The sequence below is a fragment of the Neisseria sp. P0018.S001 genome, assembly GCF_051957355.1.
GTDB classification, from domain to species: domain Bacteria; phylum Pseudomonadota; class Gammaproteobacteria; order Burkholderiales; family Neisseriaceae; genus Neisseria; species Neisseria subflava_A.
In genome coordinates, this window is record NZ_JBQCWN010000012.1 from 24,944 (window position 1) to 41,866 (window position 16,923).

General features: G+C 50.9%; 16 protein-coding genes. 10 read left to right on the forward strand and 6 right to left on the reverse strand.

Features of this window, described 5'->3' with window-relative positions:
- Window position 1: 1 nt before the first annotated feature.
- The 5 genes from ACTHTJ_RS08705 to trxA all read left to right on the forward strand — a co-directional run bounded on the left by ACTHTJ_RS08705 (window position 2) and on the right by trxA (window position 5,125).
- On the forward strand, window positions 2–355 hold the full coding sequence (locus ACTHTJ_RS08705) for a PilZ domain-containing protein (RefSeq protein ID WP_003682949.1): 354 nt from the start codon (window positions 2–4) through the stop codon (window positions 353–355).
- A gap of 4 nt (window positions 356–359) precedes the next feature.
- Window positions 360–1,145 carry a TatD family hydrolase gene (locus ACTHTJ_RS08710; RefSeq protein ID WP_070585753.1) on the forward strand — a complete coding sequence of 262 codons (786 nt, stop codon included), beginning with the start codon at window positions 360–362 and terminating at the stop codon, window positions 1,143–1,145.
- A gap of 321 nt (window positions 1,146–1,466) precedes the next feature.
- On the forward strand, window positions 1,467–3,020 hold the full coding sequence (locus ACTHTJ_RS08715; RefSeq protein WP_070585754.1) for a fatty acid--CoA ligase: 1,554 nt from the start codon (window positions 1,467–1,469) through the stop codon (window positions 3,018–3,020).
- A gap of 81 nt (window positions 3,021–3,101) precedes the next feature.
- Window positions 3,102–4,667, forward strand: coding sequence for an ABC transporter ATP-binding protein (locus ACTHTJ_RS08720; RefSeq protein ID WP_070585755.1), 1,566 nt, complete (start codon window positions 3,102–3,104; stop codon window positions 4,665–4,667).
- A 125-nt stretch (window positions 4,668–4,792) separates the two neighbouring features.
- Entirely contained in the window at window positions 4,793–5,125 is a 333-nt protein-coding gene (trxA, locus tag ACTHTJ_RS08725) for a thioredoxin TrxA (RefSeq protein ID WP_070585756.1), read from the forward strand.
- Between the two features lie 61 nt (window positions 5,126–5,186).
- Here trxA and ACTHTJ_RS08730 read toward each other — a convergent pair whose 3' ends face one another.
- The 6 genes from ACTHTJ_RS08730 to ACTHTJ_RS08755 form a co-directional block, all read right to left on the reverse strand.
- A complete protein-coding gene (locus ACTHTJ_RS08730; RefSeq protein WP_070585757.1) occupies window positions 5,187–5,504 on the reverse strand; it encodes a DUF2322 family protein in 318 nt (105 codons plus the stop codon).
- A gap of 97 nt (window positions 5,505–5,601) precedes the next feature.
- A complete protein-coding gene (gene upp, locus ACTHTJ_RS08735) occupies window positions 5,602–6,228 on the reverse strand; it encodes a uracil phosphoribosyltransferase (protein WP_070585758.1) in 627 nt (208 codons plus the stop codon).
- A gap of 146 nt (window positions 6,229–6,374) precedes the next feature.
- Window positions 6,375–6,686: a Grx4 family monothiol glutaredoxin gene (gene grxD / locus ACTHTJ_RS08740; RefSeq protein WP_003681608.1), complete on the reverse strand. Its 312-nt coding sequence runs from the start codon at window positions 6,684–6,686 to the stop codon at window positions 6,375–6,377.
- Between the two features lie 88 nt (window positions 6,687–6,774).
- Window positions 6,775–8,025 (reverse strand): glutamate-5-semialdehyde dehydrogenase, encoded by a 1,251-nt coding sequence (locus ACTHTJ_RS08745; protein ID WP_070585759.1) that lies wholly within the window; start codon window positions 8,023–8,025, stop codon window positions 6,775–6,777.
- Window positions 8,026–8,034: 9 nt separating this feature from the next.
- Entirely contained in the window at window positions 8,035–8,838 is an 804-nt protein-coding gene (gene proB, locus ACTHTJ_RS08750) for a glutamate 5-kinase (RefSeq protein WP_003683195.1), read from the reverse strand.
- A 263-nt stretch (window positions 8,839–9,101) separates the two neighbouring features.
- Window positions 9,102–9,887 (reverse strand): inositol monophosphatase family protein, encoded by a 786-nt coding sequence (locus ACTHTJ_RS08755; RefSeq protein WP_070585760.1) that lies wholly within the window; start codon window positions 9,885–9,887, stop codon window positions 9,102–9,104.
- Between the two features lie 175 nt (window positions 9,888–10,062).
- Between ACTHTJ_RS08755 and ACTHTJ_RS08760 the strand changes: the two genes are divergently transcribed.
- The 5 genes from ACTHTJ_RS08760 to ACTHTJ_RS08780 all read left to right on the forward strand — a co-directional run bounded on the left by ACTHTJ_RS08760 (window position 10,063) and on the right by ACTHTJ_RS08780 (window position 16,840).
- Window positions 10,063–10,878: an RNA methyltransferase gene (locus ACTHTJ_RS08760; protein ID WP_070585761.1), complete on the forward strand. Its 816-nt coding sequence runs from the start codon at window positions 10,063–10,065 to the stop codon at window positions 10,876–10,878.
- 39 nt (window positions 10,879–10,917) lie between these two features.
- Window positions 10,918–11,787 (forward strand): DUF1853 family protein, encoded by an 870-nt coding sequence (locus ACTHTJ_RS08765; protein ID WP_070585762.1) that lies wholly within the window; start codon window positions 10,918–10,920, stop codon window positions 11,785–11,787.
- A 36-nt stretch (window positions 11,788–11,823) separates the two neighbouring features.
- A complete protein-coding gene (locus tag ACTHTJ_RS08770) occupies window positions 11,824–13,083 on the forward strand; it encodes an RsmB/NOP family class I SAM-dependent RNA methyltransferase (RefSeq protein ID WP_070585763.1) in 1,260 nt (419 codons plus the stop codon).
- A gap of 303 nt (window positions 13,084–13,386) precedes the next feature.
- Window positions 13,387–14,616 carry a TolC family protein gene (locus ACTHTJ_RS08775; protein WP_070585798.1) on the forward strand — a complete coding sequence of 410 codons (1,230 nt, stop codon included), beginning with the start codon at window positions 13,387–13,389 and terminating at the stop codon, window positions 14,614–14,616.
- Window positions 14,617–14,659: 43 nt separating this feature from the next.
- The gene (locus tag ACTHTJ_RS08780; protein WP_070585764.1) at window positions 14,660–16,840 is read left to right on the forward strand and encodes a type I secretion system permease/ATPase; all 2,181 of its coding nucleotides are present in this window, start codon (window positions 14,660–14,662) and stop codon (window positions 16,838–16,840) included.
- Window positions 16,841–16,923 lie beyond the last annotated feature (83 nt).

A 16,923-nucleotide genomic window follows, 5' to 3' on the forward strand; every position in this document is an offset into this window, starting at 1 on the left:
AATGATGAATAAAAAAGACATTCCGGCGAAGATGTTGGCTTTGCAACTCAAAGACCCCAATTTGTTGTACAACTGCTATATGCCGTTTTTAGAACACGGCGGCCTGTTCGTACCAACCGATGACGTATTCTCCCTAGGCGAAGACATCCTCTTGGCCGTAGAAATCGCCGACTATCCCAAACGCTTCCTGCCAACCAAAGTCGTTTGGATCAATCCGGCGCGCACTTCAGCCCACCGCCCCAAAGGCGTAGGCCTTGCATTCTCCGAACACGAAAGTTGCCTGCAGGCAAAAAACCTGATCGAAGCCGAACTTGGCCCGCGCCTGCGCAGCGACCGCACTACTTTTACCCTGTAATACCATGTATTTAATCGATTCACATTGCCATCTCAACTTTGACGGCTTAAAAGACCGCCTGCCCGAAGTCTTTGCCAATATGGAAGCGCAAAGCGTCAAACAGGCGCTTGCCATCAGCGTCAGCAAACAAAGTTTTGCCGAAGTCTTCGACATTGCTCAGGCAAACGACCACATTTACTGCACCATCGGTATACATCCCGACAGCCAAGAAGCGGAAGAATTTACCATTGCCGAAATGGTAGAAGCGACCAAACATCCCAAAATCGTCGGTATTGGCGAAACCGGTTTGGACTATTACTGGTGCAAAGGCGATTTGTCATGGCAACATCAACGCTTTGCCGACCATATCCAAGCCGCCAACGAAAGCAGCCTGCCCGTTATCGTCCACACGCGCGATGCGGCCGAAGACACGTTGCGGGTTTTGAAAGAGTGCCACACCAACTCCGGCGTGATTCACTGCTTTTCTGAAGATATCGCCTTTGCCAAAGCCGCTTTGGATTTAGGCATGTACATCTCCTTCTCCGGCATTGTGACGTTTAAAAATGCACCACTGATACAGGAAGCCGCCAAATACGTCCCTGCCGATAGAATCTTGGTAGAAACCGATGCGCCCTTCCTCGCGCCGGTTCCCAAACGCGGCAAACGAAACGAGCCTTCCTACGTCCGCTATACAGCCGAGTTCTTAGCCAATCTGCGCGGCGAGAGTTTGGAAACATTGGCACAAAACACCAGCGACAATTTCTATCGCCTGTTTAAGAAAGTACCCGATGGCCGTCTGAACAATGGCTAGGTCTCAAAGTCTCTAAACATTGGCTCTGCCAATCCGTCATCAGGATTCTGCCTCAAACACAGCGGTAAACTCGAAATGACCCGAGACAGAAACGCAATCGGCTTGCGCTATCTTCCGAACGGCAGACTTTTGAAGAATGGGAATATTCCCATCAACAGAATAAATAAGTTTAAATTCAAAATATTGCTTTCCTAAGCCCAGCAAAGCGCAAGGCCGTCTGAAAGTATTTTCAGACGGCCTCTTGCTTATTTTACCGATAGGATGTAAAACCTATCCTTCGAAATAAACGGTTCATCGAAACCGTACATCAATCGACACAATATGGACACAAACTCCGAAATGCACACCCACCCTAATTTTTACGCTATGCTGACTGCAGCCTGCCAAAAAAACGGTAAAGGCACAGTCATTTTCAACGACAAAGAAAAAATCAGCTATTCCTCCCTCAAACGCGAAGTAGAAACCGTCGCCGCCTATCTGCAACACGAAGGCGTACAATATGGCGACAGGGTTGCCCTTGTCGTTTCCAACTCTCCCGAATTTATTGCCGCCTATTTCGCCATTACTTCCATCGGCGCGGTAGCCGTCCCACTCAACGTCTTTTTGAAAAGCGAAGAATTTTCCTACATCCTTAATGACTGCGGCGCACGCTTTATGTTCGCCTCCGCGCCGTTGGCCAAAGAACTCAAAAACATCAAAGCCAAAACCAAAGTTAATAAAATCATCTGGATTGGCGAAACCAACGCCGCAAGTGGTGATGACAGCTATTTCGATGCTGCGCGTACATTCCCCGGCAAGCCAAATCTGAGCCGTCAGCCGTCAGCCAACGATTTGGCGCACATTATCTACACCTCCGGCACAACCGGTCACCCCAAAGGCGCATTAATCAGTTATAGCAACCTGTTTTCCAACCTTTCAGGTATCGAACAAATTTTCCAAATTTCGCAAAAAGACCGCTTTGTCGTCTTCTTGCCCATGTTCCACAGCTTTACACTGACCGCCATGGTTCTGCTGCCGATATATCAAGCCTGCTCGATTATTTTGGTCAAATCCGTCTTCCCGTTCTCCAACGTGTTGAAACAGGTTTTGCTCAAACGCGCCACCATTTTCCTCGGCGTACCGGCTATTTACACTGCCATGAGCAAAGCCAAAATCCCTTGGTATTTCAGATGGTTCAACCGCGTCCGTCTGTTTATCAGCGGCGGCGCACCTCTGGCCGGACAAACCATTGACGACTTTAAAGCCAAATTCCCACGCGCCAAATTGCTGGAAGGCTACGGCTTGAGCGAATGCTCGCCCGTTGTTGCCGTCAATACGCCCGAGCGCCAAAAAACCGCCAGCGTCGGCGTCGCCCTGCCGGGCCTGACCGTGAAAGCCGTCGATGACGAATTGATCGAAGTGCCGCGCGGCGAAGTGGGCGAACTCATCATCAAAGGCGGCTCGGTGATGCAGGGTTACCTCAATATGCCTGACGCCACAGATGAAACCATTGTCAACGGTTGGCTGAAAACCGGCGACTTCGTCACCATCGACGAAGACGGCTTTATCTTCATCGTTGACCGCAAAAAAGACCTGATTATCTCCAAAGGCCAAAACGTCTATCCGCGCGAAATCGAAGAAGCCATTTACAAACTCGAAGCTGTGGAAGCCACTGCCGTAATCGGCGTGAGGGACCAATACGCCGATGAAGAAATCATTGCCTTTATCCAACTCAAAGAAGGCATGAAACTGGAAGAAGCCGAAGTCCGCAGCCACCTGCGCGGCCTGTTGGCAAACTTTAAAATCCCCAAACAAGTCATCTTCCAAGACGAGCTGCCGCGCAATGCCACCGGCAAAGTATTAAAACGCAAACTTAAAGAACAGTTTCAAGACTAAACCGCTGTTTCAGACGGCCCCTTGATTCATGCAGGCCGTCTGAAAATCTGTCATCAACAAACTTTTCAGACGGCCACGACCATGACTACACCTATACTCGAAATCGAAAACCTAAACGGCTCCTTTCCGAGCAAACAAGTTTTGTACGATATCAACCTTACCCTGCAACCTGGCCGCAAACTGGCATTGGTCGGCGAGAGCGGCAGCGGCAAAACCGTATTGTCGCAAGGCATTATGCGCCTCAATCCGATGGTTACCTTTGAAGGCAGTCTGAAATATTGCGGAACCAATCTGCTAACCCAGCCCGAACGCGCCCTGCAAAAACTGCGCGGCCGCGAAATCGGCATGGTGTTTCAAGAACCCATGACCGCCCTTAACCCCGTCATGCGTGTCGGCGAACAAATCGCCGAAGTCCTGTCCCTGCATTTGGGTTTGGATAAAAAACAGGCATGGGCGCGCGCTATCGAACTCCTGGACGAAACCGGCATCCACCAGCCCGAGCAAAAAGCCCAGGCCTACCCTTTCCAACTTTCCGGCGGCCAACGCCAACGCGCCATGATTGCCATGGCCGTATCAGCCCAGCCCAAGCTCCTGATTGCCGACGAACCGACCACCGCTTTGGACGTTGCCGTTCAAGCCCAAATCCTCGACCTCCTCTCACGCCTGCAGGAAGAACACGGCATGACCATGCTCTACATTACGCACGACTTGAACCTTGTGCGCCGTTTTGCCGACGATGTCGCCGTTATGCGTAACGGCCGTATCCTCGAAACCGGCAAAGCAACCGAAGTCTTCGCCAATCCGCAGCACGAATACACTAAAATGTTGCTCAACGCCGGCACAACGCGACGCGTGGCTCCTTTGCCTGAAAACCCTGCCACCGTCCTTACGGCCGAACAAATCGCCTTCTCCGTCAAAGAATCAGACGGCTGGTTTAAAAAACGCGACAAAACCATTCTCAACCCCATTTCTTTCGATCTCAAATCGGGGGAAACATTGGGCATCATCGGCGAAAGCGGCTGCGGCAAGACCACGCTGGCAAAAGCCGTTATGCACCTTATCGATTCCGAAGGCAGCCTGCACATCAACGGCGAGCCATGGCGACACGAATTGCGCCACGAAATCCAAATGGTGTTCCAAGACCCGTTCGGCGCATTCAATCCACGCATGAACGTCTTTGATACCGTTTCCGAAGCCTTACGCGTACACGAACCTGAAATGTCGCGAGAAGAAATGCGTCGCCGCGTCGAAGAAGTCCTTAAACAAGTCGGCCTGCCCGAAGATGCACTCGAACGCTATCCGCACGCCTTCTCCGGCGGTCAACGCCAACGCCTCGCCATCGCCCGCGCCATCATTGTCCGCCCGAAAATTCTCGTTTTGGACGAACCAACCAGCGCGCTTGATGTCCAATGGCAACAACAAATCCTTGAATTGCTCAGCAGCCTGCAAAAAGAATACGGCCTCGCCTTCATCATCATCAGCCACGACCTCGCCGTGATCCGCGCCATTTCCCACCGTGTGATGGTGTTGAAAGACGGCAAAATCGTTGAAGAAGGCGAATGTGAAAACGTATTTGCCAATCCAAGCAGCGACTATACGCGCCATTTGATTGCACACTCCGGCCACATGGTTCAAGAGGCCGTCTGAATCTTTAAGGATTACGATAGGCGCATTTCAAAAAAACTATTACCTAATGGCGGCACTTGAAATTTTTCCTGTCTGCCACTATTCTGAACAATGTATTTATTAATACCGATTTAAAAGGAAATAACATGAGCAGCGAATTGATTATCCATACCAGCGATGCCAGCTTCGAACAAGACGTTTTGAAATCCGACGTACCTGTATTGCTGGACTTCTGGGCACCATGGTGCGGCCCTTGCAAAATGATTGCCCCAATCTTGGACGACATCGCCTCCGAATTCCAAGGCCGTCTGAAAGTCGTTAAAATCAACATCGACGACAATGAAGCCACTCCTGCCAAATTCGGCGTTCGCGGCATCCCTACCCTGATGGTGTTCAAAAACGGCGAAAACGTTGCCACTAAAGTCGGCGCATTGGCTAAAGGTCAACTGACTGCATTCGTTGAAGCTTCTATCGCTTAAGGCTTTAAGCATATAAGAAGGCCGTCTGAAAATAATTTTCAGACGGCCTTTTTTGTATTCATTAAGCAGCCAAGGGTTTCAAAGTCAGGCCGATATTGTCAGCTTTCACTTTAAACAGCAAATCAATATTCGGATGTTTGCCAGGATTGGCTTCGGCATCGGCAACATGTTCAGCAAACCATGCCAGGCCGCGTTCTGCCGCCGCTGCGTCCAGCTTGCCGTCAAACTCTTGCGCCAAAGCATGATAAAGCTTGAGCGAGCCTTGTTTACCGGGCGCATTGGGAATGTGATGAACCACATTGCCCTCTTTATCGAGAATATCCAAGCCACTCAAATGGTCGATGGCAGGCATAGTGGCCAGATTATCTTGGAAGCTCATGATTGTCCTTTCTGATGTGGGTTTTAAAACAAACCATATAACAAGGCCGTCTGAAAGTTGATGTTTGACACTTTTCAGACGGCCTTAAACATTTCAATTAACGTGTACCGAAAATCTTATCGCCGGCATCGCCCAAGCCTGGGATGATGTAGCCGTGTTCGTTCAAGTGGCTGTCGAGCGCGGCAGTGTAGATGGTTACATCAGGATGCGCGTCATTAACGGCTTTCACGCCTTCCGGAGCGGCAACCAATACCAATGCTTTGATATTGCTGCAACCTTTGGCTTTCAGCAAGTCGATGGTCGCAACCATAGAGCCGCCGGTTGCCAACATCGGGTCGATAATCAGAGCTGGACGCTCGGCCATGCTGTCAACGAATTTCTCAAAGTAAGAAACTGGTTTCAGCGTTTCTTCATCGCGCTGCAAGCCGACAACGCTGATTTTAGCGGTAGGAATCAGGTCGAGTACGCCGTCGAGCATACCCAAACCGGCACGCAAAATCGGGACAACGGTCAAGGTTTTGCCTTTGATGCGGTCGCCTTCGATGGAGCCACACCAACCGTCGATGATGTATTTTTCGGTTTCAAAGTCGCGGCTGGCTTCGTATGCCATCAGGCGTGCCAACTCGGTGGTAAGCGTGCGGAATTTGTAAGTGCTGCAATCCGCTTCACGCATCAGCGTGAGTTTGTGGCGGACTAAAGGGTGGTTGATAACGGTAACGTTCATGTTGATTTTCCGAATTGCGTTGATGGAGGGGGATTATACTTTTTTTCGCATGGCGCGCAAAGTGCGTATTTATGCGAAAGGCCGTCTGAATCAGGGTTTCAGACGGCCTTTGTCAACAATTTTACATTACGGAATATTGTAGATGATTAAGCTTTCAGCAATTCTTGCAGTTCGCCGGCTTCGTACATTTCCATCAAAATGTCAGAACCGCCGACAAATTCGCCGTTGACGTACAGTTGAGGAATAGTCGGCCAGTCGCTGTATTCTTTAATGCCTTGGCGTACGGCATCGTTTTCCAATACGTTGACAGTCACATAGTCGGTGCAACCTGCCGCATTCAGGATTTGTACGGCGCGGGAAGAGAAGCCGCATTGCGGGAATTGCTTCGTGCCTTTCATGAACAATACGACGCGGTGCGTGGTAACGACTTCTTTGATTTGATCGTGGATAGAGGACATGGTGTGTTCCTTTTTACTAAATCGGTTGTTCGGGGAAAATCAAATTTCCCGCCATTATACGCAAATTGATGAAGTTGAGGGGCGTTTATCAACGTCGGATCTGACCGTTGCCGTTGATGTAGAACTTGGTCGAAGTCAGCGCTTCCAAACCCATCGGGCCTCGGGCGTGCATTTTTTGGGTAGAAATACCGATTTCCGCGCCCAATCCGAAAACAAAGCCGTCGGTAAACCGTGTGGACGCATTGACATAAACCGCCGCCGCATCAATGCTTTCTTGGAAAAACTCGGCATGGGCAATGCTTTGGGTCACTATCGCTTCCGAGTGATGCGTCGTATGGTCGTTAATCCAATCGACGGCTTCTTCCACTGTTTTCACTATTTTGACCGACATAATATAGTCAAGAAACTCAGTGCTGTAATCTTCCTCAGCTGCCAAAACAGCATTTTTAAAAATACGCAATGCTTCCTGATCGGCTCTAAATTCGACCGGATGCACTTTGGCAACGGCTTCTTCCAGTTTGGGCAAAAACGCTTCCGCTATCTTTTCGTGGACAACCAAAGATTCAGCTGCATTGCACACGCTCGGACGCTGCGTTTTGGCGTTCACGACGATATCGACCGCCATCTCCAAATCGGCACTGTCGTCCACATAAATATGGCAATTACCGACTCCGGTTTCAATGACGGGAACTTTCGATTTCTCTTTCACCGTCTGAATCAAGCGCGCACCGCCGCGCGGAATCAGCACATCAATATAATTGATTGCCTGCATCAATTCCTCGGCAGCAGCATGACTGGTATCTTCAACCAGCTGCACCACATCGGCATCCATTCCCGCTTGTACCAAAGTCTGCCTGATGACGGCAATCAATGCAGTATTTGAATGGATCGCGTCGCGACCGCCGCGCAAAATAATGGCATTGCCGGTTTTAAAGGCCAGAGAAAACGCATCGACCGAAACATTAGGGCGGCTTTCAAAAATCATGGCGACCACGCCCAAAGGTACGCGTTTTTGAACAATCTTCAAACCGTCCAGATTAGTATAGCCGCGGACAACCTGCCCAATCGGGTCCTGCAAATCGGCAACCTGCTCAACGCCTTCCGCAATGCCCTTGATACGTTCGTGATTCAAGCGCAACCTGTCGAGCATAATGTCCGAAATGCCGTTTTCTTTTGCAGCGGCCAAATCGCGGGCATTTTCCGCCAAAATCATCTCAGCCTGTTCAACCAAAGCGGCCGCAACCTGATGCAGCAGATTGTTTTTTTCCACGCTTCCCAAGCTGATTAACGTTTTGCTGGCTTTTTGAGCATTCTTGCCCAACTGTTCGATATAGCTCATCAAACCTCCCTATTTCTCTTGTGCAAACCAAGTTCCGATAGGCGCGCCATCTAAAACCTGAAGAATATCGCGCGGATTGGCGCTGTTCATCAATACCATCTGGCCATGATGTTCAAACATCATCTGCGCACTCTTAATCTTACTGAGCATGCCACCCGTACCAAACTTACTGCCCGATCCGCCGGCAGAAGCAATAATTTCCTCGGTAATATCGGCCACATGGCTGCGCAGCTTGGCATCGGCGTGAACAGCCGGATTTTTATCAAACAAACCGTCGATATCGGACAACATAATTAGCAAATCGGCTTTAACGATTTTCGCCACAACTGCCGACAAACGGTCGTTATCGCCAAATTTGGTCGCATGGTCCATCTCGTCCACGCTGACCGCGTCGTTCTCATTGACAATAGGGATGACGCCGATGGAAAGCAGGGATTCAAAGGCATTGGTAACGTTTGCCAAACTTTCTGGATATTCGACCACATCACGCGTCAGCAGGATTTGCGATACCGTCATCCGATAATGGGAAAAAATCTGCGAGTAAAGGCTCATCATGGCCACTTGACCGACGCTGGAAACAGCCTGCTGCTGCGCCATTTCCGCCGGACGTTTTTCCATGTTAAGGACATTCAGCCCGAAGCCCATCGCGCCGGAAGACACCAGCACAATTTCTTTGCCCTTACTGACCAAGCTGGAAATGACAAAGGCCAGTTGGTCGATTTTTGCCAAATTGATTTTGCCGTTTGGCAACACCAACGAACTGGTTCCAATCTTAATGACAATGCGTTTTACTGCTTCAAAATCTCGTTTCATTATTCTCCTCTGCTTTCTATTTTTATGATTGCATACGGCATTATTTCAGCCAAACGTATCTACATCATAACTGCGAAGCAATAGAAAATACAGACAAAATTAAAAATGCTTCCTTTAAAAGCCGTATTTTCAGCTTTTATCCGAATCCGTTAACAAAAAAACAAAAGGCCGTCTGAAACCCTATTTCAGGTTTCAGACGGCCTTTTTCCGATTGTTGAAACTCTAGCCTGCTACGATAAATACAGACCGTTCCCTACAAACGCTTATTGGTGATCAGAAATAATTTTCAGCATTTGCGCCAATACTTTAGGGTTGGCCGCAACGATATCGCCGCTTTCCAACCAGCCTTCATTACCGGATATATCGGTAACGATACCGCCTGCTTCTTGGACAATCAATGCACCGGCTGCAATATCCCAAGGTTTGAGGTTGAACTCGAAGAAACCGTCCAAACGGCCGGCCGCAACGGCACACAAATCCAAAGAAGCCGCGCCTTCACGACGGCCGCCGGCGGTTTTGGCCAAGAAATCTTTCAAAATCGCCAAATACTTGTCCATCATGCTTTGATCGACAACAGGGAAGCCGGTACCGATCAGGCAGCGGTTCAATTCGATGCGGTTGGAAACGCGGATACGGCGGTCGTTGAGCAACGCGCCTTTGCCGCGGGAAGCCATGTATACGTCGTTGCGCTCAGGTGCGTACACCAAAGCTTCTTGCAAAACGCCTTTGTGCAGGAGTGCCATAGAGATGGCGTATTGGGGATGGCCGTGGAGGAAGTTGGTTGTGCCGTCGAGCGGATCAATAATCCATTCGTACTCGGCGGTGGCTTTACCGTGGGAGCCGCCTTCTTCGCAAGTGATTTTGTGGTGAGGATAGGCTTCTTTGAGCGCGTCCACCAAAATCATCTCGGAGCTGCGGTCAACATCGGAAACGAAGTCGTTGAATGCTTTACTGTCTACTTTGACGGCATCCAGATTGCCGGCGGCGCGAATCATCATTTGCCCTGCTTTACGGGCGGCTTTGAAAGCGGTATTTAAAAACGGATTCATGGTTTTCTTCCTAATTCAGGTAAAATACGCCCTAATGCGCCGAACAAGGCACACAAGAGGCTGTTAATCGTTTCCGATGCTGTTAAAGAACATTTCAGACGGCATGGAAAAAGGCCGTCTGAAAACAAAAAGATGGCGCATTATACCTGATTCCCGTATAAACAGAAAATAAAACATGACTTCCGAAAAACCCGCCCTGCCCGCTTATCTGGACAACATCCGCATCATCCTCACGCGCACCAGCCATCCCGCCAATATCGGCTCCGCCGCCCGCGCCATGAAAACAATGGGCCTGCACAAATTGACCATCGTCGCCCCCAATCTGATGGCAACGCCGATGACGGAAAATCCGCCCGTATTCGATCCGGAGCATCCGCAATCGTTTACATTACCGGAAGAAAGTTTCATCCTCGCTTCCGGCGCGGCAGACGTTTTGGAAAATGCCACCATTGCCGCCTCTTTGGACGAAGCCCTTGCCGACACCACCATCGCCTGCGCCCTGACCAGCCGCCGCCGCGAAATTACTGCGCCGTTGCAAACGCCGCGCGATTTGGTGCCCGAATTACTGCAGGCCGCCAACCGCGGCGAGAAAGTGGCGCTGGTCTTCGGCAACGAGACTTTCGGCTTGAGCATCGAAGAAGTCCAAGCCTGCAACCGACTGATGACCATCAACGGCAATCCCGACTATTTCTCGCTCAACCTCGCCCAAGCCGTGCAGGTCGTGTGCTACGAAATCTTCAGCCAAACCGATTTGCCCATGAACCACCTGCAACAAGAAGACCACGCCGCGACCCACGAGCAAATCAAAGGCATGGTCGCCCACATGGAAAGCGTGATGAACGACATCGGCTTTTTCAACCGCCGCAACGGCGAGCGCCTGATGCGCCGTATGCAGAGCCTGTTCGGACGCGCCAACACGCAAACCGAAGACATCGACATCCTGCGCGGTTTTTTCAATACCGTCAGCCACCGTATCCATAAAAAAGACTGATTAAGGCCGTCTGAAAACATTTCCAGCTTTTCAGACGGCATGACTGATATTCGGATAAGCATGAATTACGCCCTAGACGCATTATGGTGGAAACTCACCAGCCAACCCGTCCGCGACCTCGCCTCGCTGCTGACTACGCCGCCTTTGTGGCAAAGCGGTTGCGAATTGAGCGTACGCGAATTATTGGGGGAACACGGTTTCCGTTACCTTTTGGCATTGGATGCCGATCCCGCGCCGCTAACGGATTACCTTGCCCAACGCGCCCCATTCGGACACCGTCTCGGCATTTATGCCGAAGAGCTGCTGGCTTTCTGGTTTGCCAACGCGTCGCATGCCAAACTGCACGCATATAATCTGACCGTTTTTTCAGACGGCCAAACTTTGGGGGCTGCGGATTTTGTCGTTTCCCTCAACCAACAGCCCTACCATATCGAGCTGGCGTGTAAATACTACGGCGGAGACCAAGTGCAGAACCTGCGCGGCCTCAATCCTAAAGACACGCTGACGGACAAAGCCGCCAAACTTGTACAGCAATCCCAGCTGCTGCATACGCCGCAAGGCAAAGCAACCTTAACTACACAAGGTCTGCCGGAAAATCTGCTCCCTGCTTCCATCGTGCGCGGCATTGGATTTTTTCCACGAGGTTTCCATGCTTTTGAGCCGCCACTTAATCCATACGGCTGGCGCGGCATCTATATTCAAGATTGGGCGGAATACGGGTTTGAACGCCAAGAAGCCCGCTACCACCTGCTCGACCGCATGGCCTACCTCGCGCCTGCGCGTGTCGCCGAAACCGAAACATTAAACGAAACCGAAATCCGCCGTATCGACCAAGGCTTGATTGCCGTTTTGGAATTACGGCCGGACGGCTTTTGGCACGAAATCGAACGCATCATGAAGGCCGTCTGAAACCCTTTACTAACTTTAAGAGAAACCCATTACATTATGAACGCCGCACAACTCGACCATACCGCCAAAGTTTTGGCTGAAATGCTGACTTTCAAACAGCCTTCCGATGCTGTCCTCTCCGCCTATTTCCGCGAACACAAAAAGCTCGGCCGTCAAGATCGCCACGAAATCGCCGAAACCGCCTTTGCCGCGCTGCGCCACTATCAAAAAATCAGCACTGCCCTGCGCCGTCCGCACGCGCAGCCGCGCAAAGCCGCTCTCGCCGCACTGATTCTCGGCAGAAGTACCAACATCAGCCAAATCAAAGACCTGCTTGATGAAGAAGAAACAGAGTTCCTCGGCAATTTGAAAGCCCGTAAAACCGAGTTTTCAGACGGCCTGAATACGGCCGCAGAATTGCCGCAATGGCTGGTAGAACAGCTGCAACAGCATTGGAGCGAAGAAGAAATCCTCGCCTTCGGCCGCAGCATCAACCAACCTGCCCCGCTCGACATCCGCGTCAATACTTTGAAAGGCAAACGCGATAAAGTGCTGCCATTGTTGCAAGCCGAAAGTGCCGATGCAGAGGCAACGCCTTATTCGCCTTGGGGCATCCGCCTGAAAAACAAAATCGCGCTTAACAAACACGAGCTGTTTTTGGACGGCACGCTGGAAGTCCAAGACGAAGGCAGCCAGCTGCTTGCCTTATTGGTGGGCGCAAAACGCGGCGAAATCATTGTCGATTTCTGTGCCGGCGCCGGCGGTAAAACCTTGGCTGTCGGTGCGCAAATGGCCAATAAAGGCAGAATCTACGCCTTCGACATCGCCGAAAAACGCCTTGCCAACCTCAAACCGCGCATGACCCGCGCCGGACTGACCAACATCCATCCCGAACGCATCAGCAGCGAACACGATACCCGTATCGCCCGACTAACAGGCAAAGCAGACCGTGTGTTGGTGGACGCGCCCTGCTCCGGTTTGGGTACTTTACGCCGCAATCCCGACCTTAAATACCGCCAATCCGCAGAGACCGTGGCCAACCTTTTGGAACAGCAACACAGCATCCTCGATGCCGCTTCCAAACTGGTGAAACCGCAAGGCCGTTTGGTTTACGCCACCTGCAGCGTGTTGCCGGAAGAAAACGAGCTGCAAGTCGAACGTTTCCTGTCCGAGCATCCTGAATTTGAACTCGTTAACGGCGCCGAACTGCTGCAAAACCTGAAGGTCGATTTGAATACCGGAAAATACCTGCGCCTCAACTCCGGAGAACACCAAACCGACGGCTTCTTTGCCGCTGTATTGCAACGTAAGGATTAAGGTTGAAAAAGGCCGTCTGAAATCCTTTCAGACGGCCTTTTTAATAGATTTTTTACATTAAAATCATTAGAAACGATAGTCGCGCTCTGCAATAATATACTTTAAGGCATGTATCTTGACCTTTCATCAGAATATTGTGAAAAGCTGGAAAAAATGCTCTATGCTTTGTAAATGTATGTGTTCTCGTTCAAAATTCGCCCGGTCATGCCTCAGGCGATACCCGATACGGACAACGATAATATATAAATCATTTGGTTAAAAATCATGTCGCATATTTATTCTTCCCCCACAAAGCCCCGTTTATTGTCATCGGCCGTTGCCGTCGCCTGCTGTCTGTTGCCGTTTCAGACGGCCTCTGCATACAGCCTGCAAGACATCCTCAGGGACGCTTTAATCAGCGATCCGATTGTGCGTGAAGCCAAAGCCACTCAAGAAGCTGCGCAAAGCACGACCAAAGCCACGCGTGCGCGCCATTATCCTGTCGTTACCCTGACCGGCACGAAAGTGCTGGCGCAACACAATAAATACAACAGTAACGACATGGATGACGGTATCGGCGTGCGCGGCAGCGTAAACATCTACTCATGGGGTGCGATTGAAGCCGCCGTCCGCCGCGACCGCAGCCGCGAAGAATACTATCAACACAAATACACCGAAAGCCAAGAGCAGCTGGGCAGCGATATCGGCCGCCTCTACCTGAGCGCATTGCGCGCAAAAGAAACCCTGATCCTCAACGAACAGACTTTGGCGCGCCATAACGCCCTCATAAAAACCCTGACCACAATTGTCAAACAGGATGCCGGCCGCCACTTTGAACTGATTGAAGCGCGCGCACGCCAGCTGCAAGTAGCCAACATTATCGCCCAACAACGCCGCACCATGGATTTGGCTCTGAGCCGCCTGTCCCGCTATACCTCGCGCCAACTGACCGCCAACGATTTGGAAGATCCGTTTAAAAACGACACGGCGAAATCCATCAGCGAACGCTTTAACAACCCCAACCGCAACAACAATCCGTCCTATCAGGCACAATTAGCCGAACGCGACAGCGTCCGTGCCGATTTGGATGCTTCCAAAGCCGAACGCCTGCCTGCCCTCAATTTGGAAGGCAGTGCAACGCGCAACACCAGACAGCTTTATTTAAACGTTGCATGGAATGTGCTGGATATTGCCGCAAGACACAATGTGGAACGCAATGCCAAATCATTGATTGCCGCAGAAGCCAAGTCCGAACAAATCCTGCGCGACATGAACGAACGCGTTCAAACTTCCGCCATCGATATGCAGGAAAGCGAACAGCGCACCGCATTAACAGCTCAACATATTCTTGCTCAAAAAGATGTTATCAAAGCCTATGAAATGCAATTTAGAGTTGCAAGACGTACGCTGACCGACGTTTTGAGCGCATACAGCGAGTTATCCTCCATCGAGCAGGATTACGTTGCCGCCCGCAACGATTTCCGCGATGCGGCACTCGACTATTTAAATACTCAGGCCAAAATCTCCGCTTGGGTCGGTTTGGCAAAAAAATAAAGCCATATCCGCCGGTTAAATCAAAAACATTACGCGAAAAAATATGAAAGCCATCATTGAACACATCGTTTTAGTGACCCGCCTTTTGGGTGCGCCCGTATCCGAAGCCGCTTTGTCTGCCGAAGTCGTGCGCGACAAAAAGCTCAAGGTCAACTATCACTCGCTGGTCGAAGTCCTGCGCAGCCACGGCTTTGAAAACACCTTATCCAAACGCAATTTGGAAGACATCCCCTCGCTCGCCGTGCCGGTCATGATTATCCTGCACAACGAAGAGGCAGCGGTCATCACCCAAATCGAAGGTTCCGGCCAAGAGCGCAAATACCATATCCGCCAAGTTGACGGTTTGGAACAAGAACTCAGCCACGAGCAGCTCTCCGGCCTGTATTTGGGCTACTGCTGGTTTATCAAACCCAAAATGGCTACCGATATGCGCTCGGAGCTGCCTGAATACCATTTGCCCAAAGCATGGTTTTGGAAAGTCATTTGGCGTTTCCGCAGCTACTACTACCAAGTCATCTTGGCCACCATCATCATCAACTTCCTCGCGCTCGTCAGCTCCCTGTATGTGATGAACGTGTACGACCGCGTGATTCCCAACCAAGCCTATGAAACCTTGTGGGTATTGAGCATCGGCGTGGTCTTGGCGATTTTATTTGAATTTGCCGCCAAGATGATTCGCGGCCACTTGACCGATATTGCCGGTAAAAAGGCCGACCTAATCATCAGCTCCGCCCTGTTCCGCCGCGTGATGGCATTGCGTCTGGCAGACCGTCCCGCTTCCTCCGGTTCATACGCCAGCAATTTGCGCGAATTTGAAGCCGTGCGCGAGTTCATGACCAGTGCCAGCTTGTTGACCATCGTCGACTTGCCTTTCCTGTTGCTGTTTATCTTCGTGATTTCCATGGTCGGCGGCAAACTGGCACTCGTTCCCCTGACCATCATTCCGATTGTCGTGATTGTCGGTTTTGTCGTACAACGCCCGCTCTCCCGCCACATCAACGAATCGATGAAAGAAGGTTCGCAACGCTCCGGCCTTGCCGTTGAAGCCATCGAAGGCATCGAAACCCTGAAAACCAACAACGCCACATCTTGGGCGCAACAACGCTGGGACGAATACACCGCCAAAACTTCCGCTTCTTCCATCAAAGTCAAAGACACCAGCAACTTCATGGTCAACTTCGCCGTTGCCATGCAGCAGCTCAATACCGTCTTCTTGGTTGTTGTCGGTACCTATTTGATTCATGCCGACAACCATGCAGAACGAATTACCATGGGTGCTTTGATTGCCTCCGTGATTCTGTCCGGCCGCGCCTTGGCGCCGTTGGCACAAATCGCCGGTCTGGCGACCCGCTTTCAACAGGCCAAACTTGCCCTTAAAGGCGTAAACGACATCGTTACCCGCCCTATCGAGCGAAATCCGGAACGCAAATACATTACTTTAGACAACGTTCAAGGCAGTATTACCTTTGAAAACGTATCGTTCAAATATCAAGCCGACAACAACAGCGCCGTCGAAGATTTGCGCCTGACCATCAAACCGGGCGAAAAAGTCGGTATTTTAGGCCGTATCGGCAGCGGTAAAAGCACCATGCTCAAACTGGCGAGCGGTCTGTACGACACTGAAAAAGGCAACGTTACCCTTGACGGCGTCGATATGCGCCAGCTTGATCCCAACTTCCTGCGCGATCAAGTCCTACTGTTAAGCCAATCGCCACGCCTGTTCCTCGGTACATTGCGTGAAAACATGGACTTGGCGCGTACCGGCAGCTACTCTACCGACCAAGACTTACTGACTGCGCTCAACCGCTTCGGCCTCGACAAAATCATCCGCAACCATCCGCGCGGTTTGGATATGCCTCTGGGTGAAGACGGCTTAGGCTTGTCCGGAGGTCAAAAACAAATCATCGCCTTGGCGCGCATGACCTTGCGCAACCCAAAAGTCGTCCTGCTGGATGAGCCGACCACCAGCCTGGATCAAGCTACCGAACGCATGGCGCTTAATGCCATTGCCCAATGGGGCCGCAACCGTACCATGCTTTTGGTGACCCACCGTCCGCAAGTGCTGCAAATCGTCAACCGCATCATTGTGATGGACAATGGTAAAGTCGTGATGGACGGCCCACGTGACTTGGTATTGCAAAAACTCATGCAAAACGAACAAGCCAAAGCAGCCAACGTCAAACAACAGCAACAAGCTGCTGCCTCTCAATCAGCAGCACGATAAAGCAAAAGGCCGTCTGAAACCTACTTACCCTTTCAAACAGCCTGCCCTAATGGTTAAAATCCACCAAACACAATAAAGACACA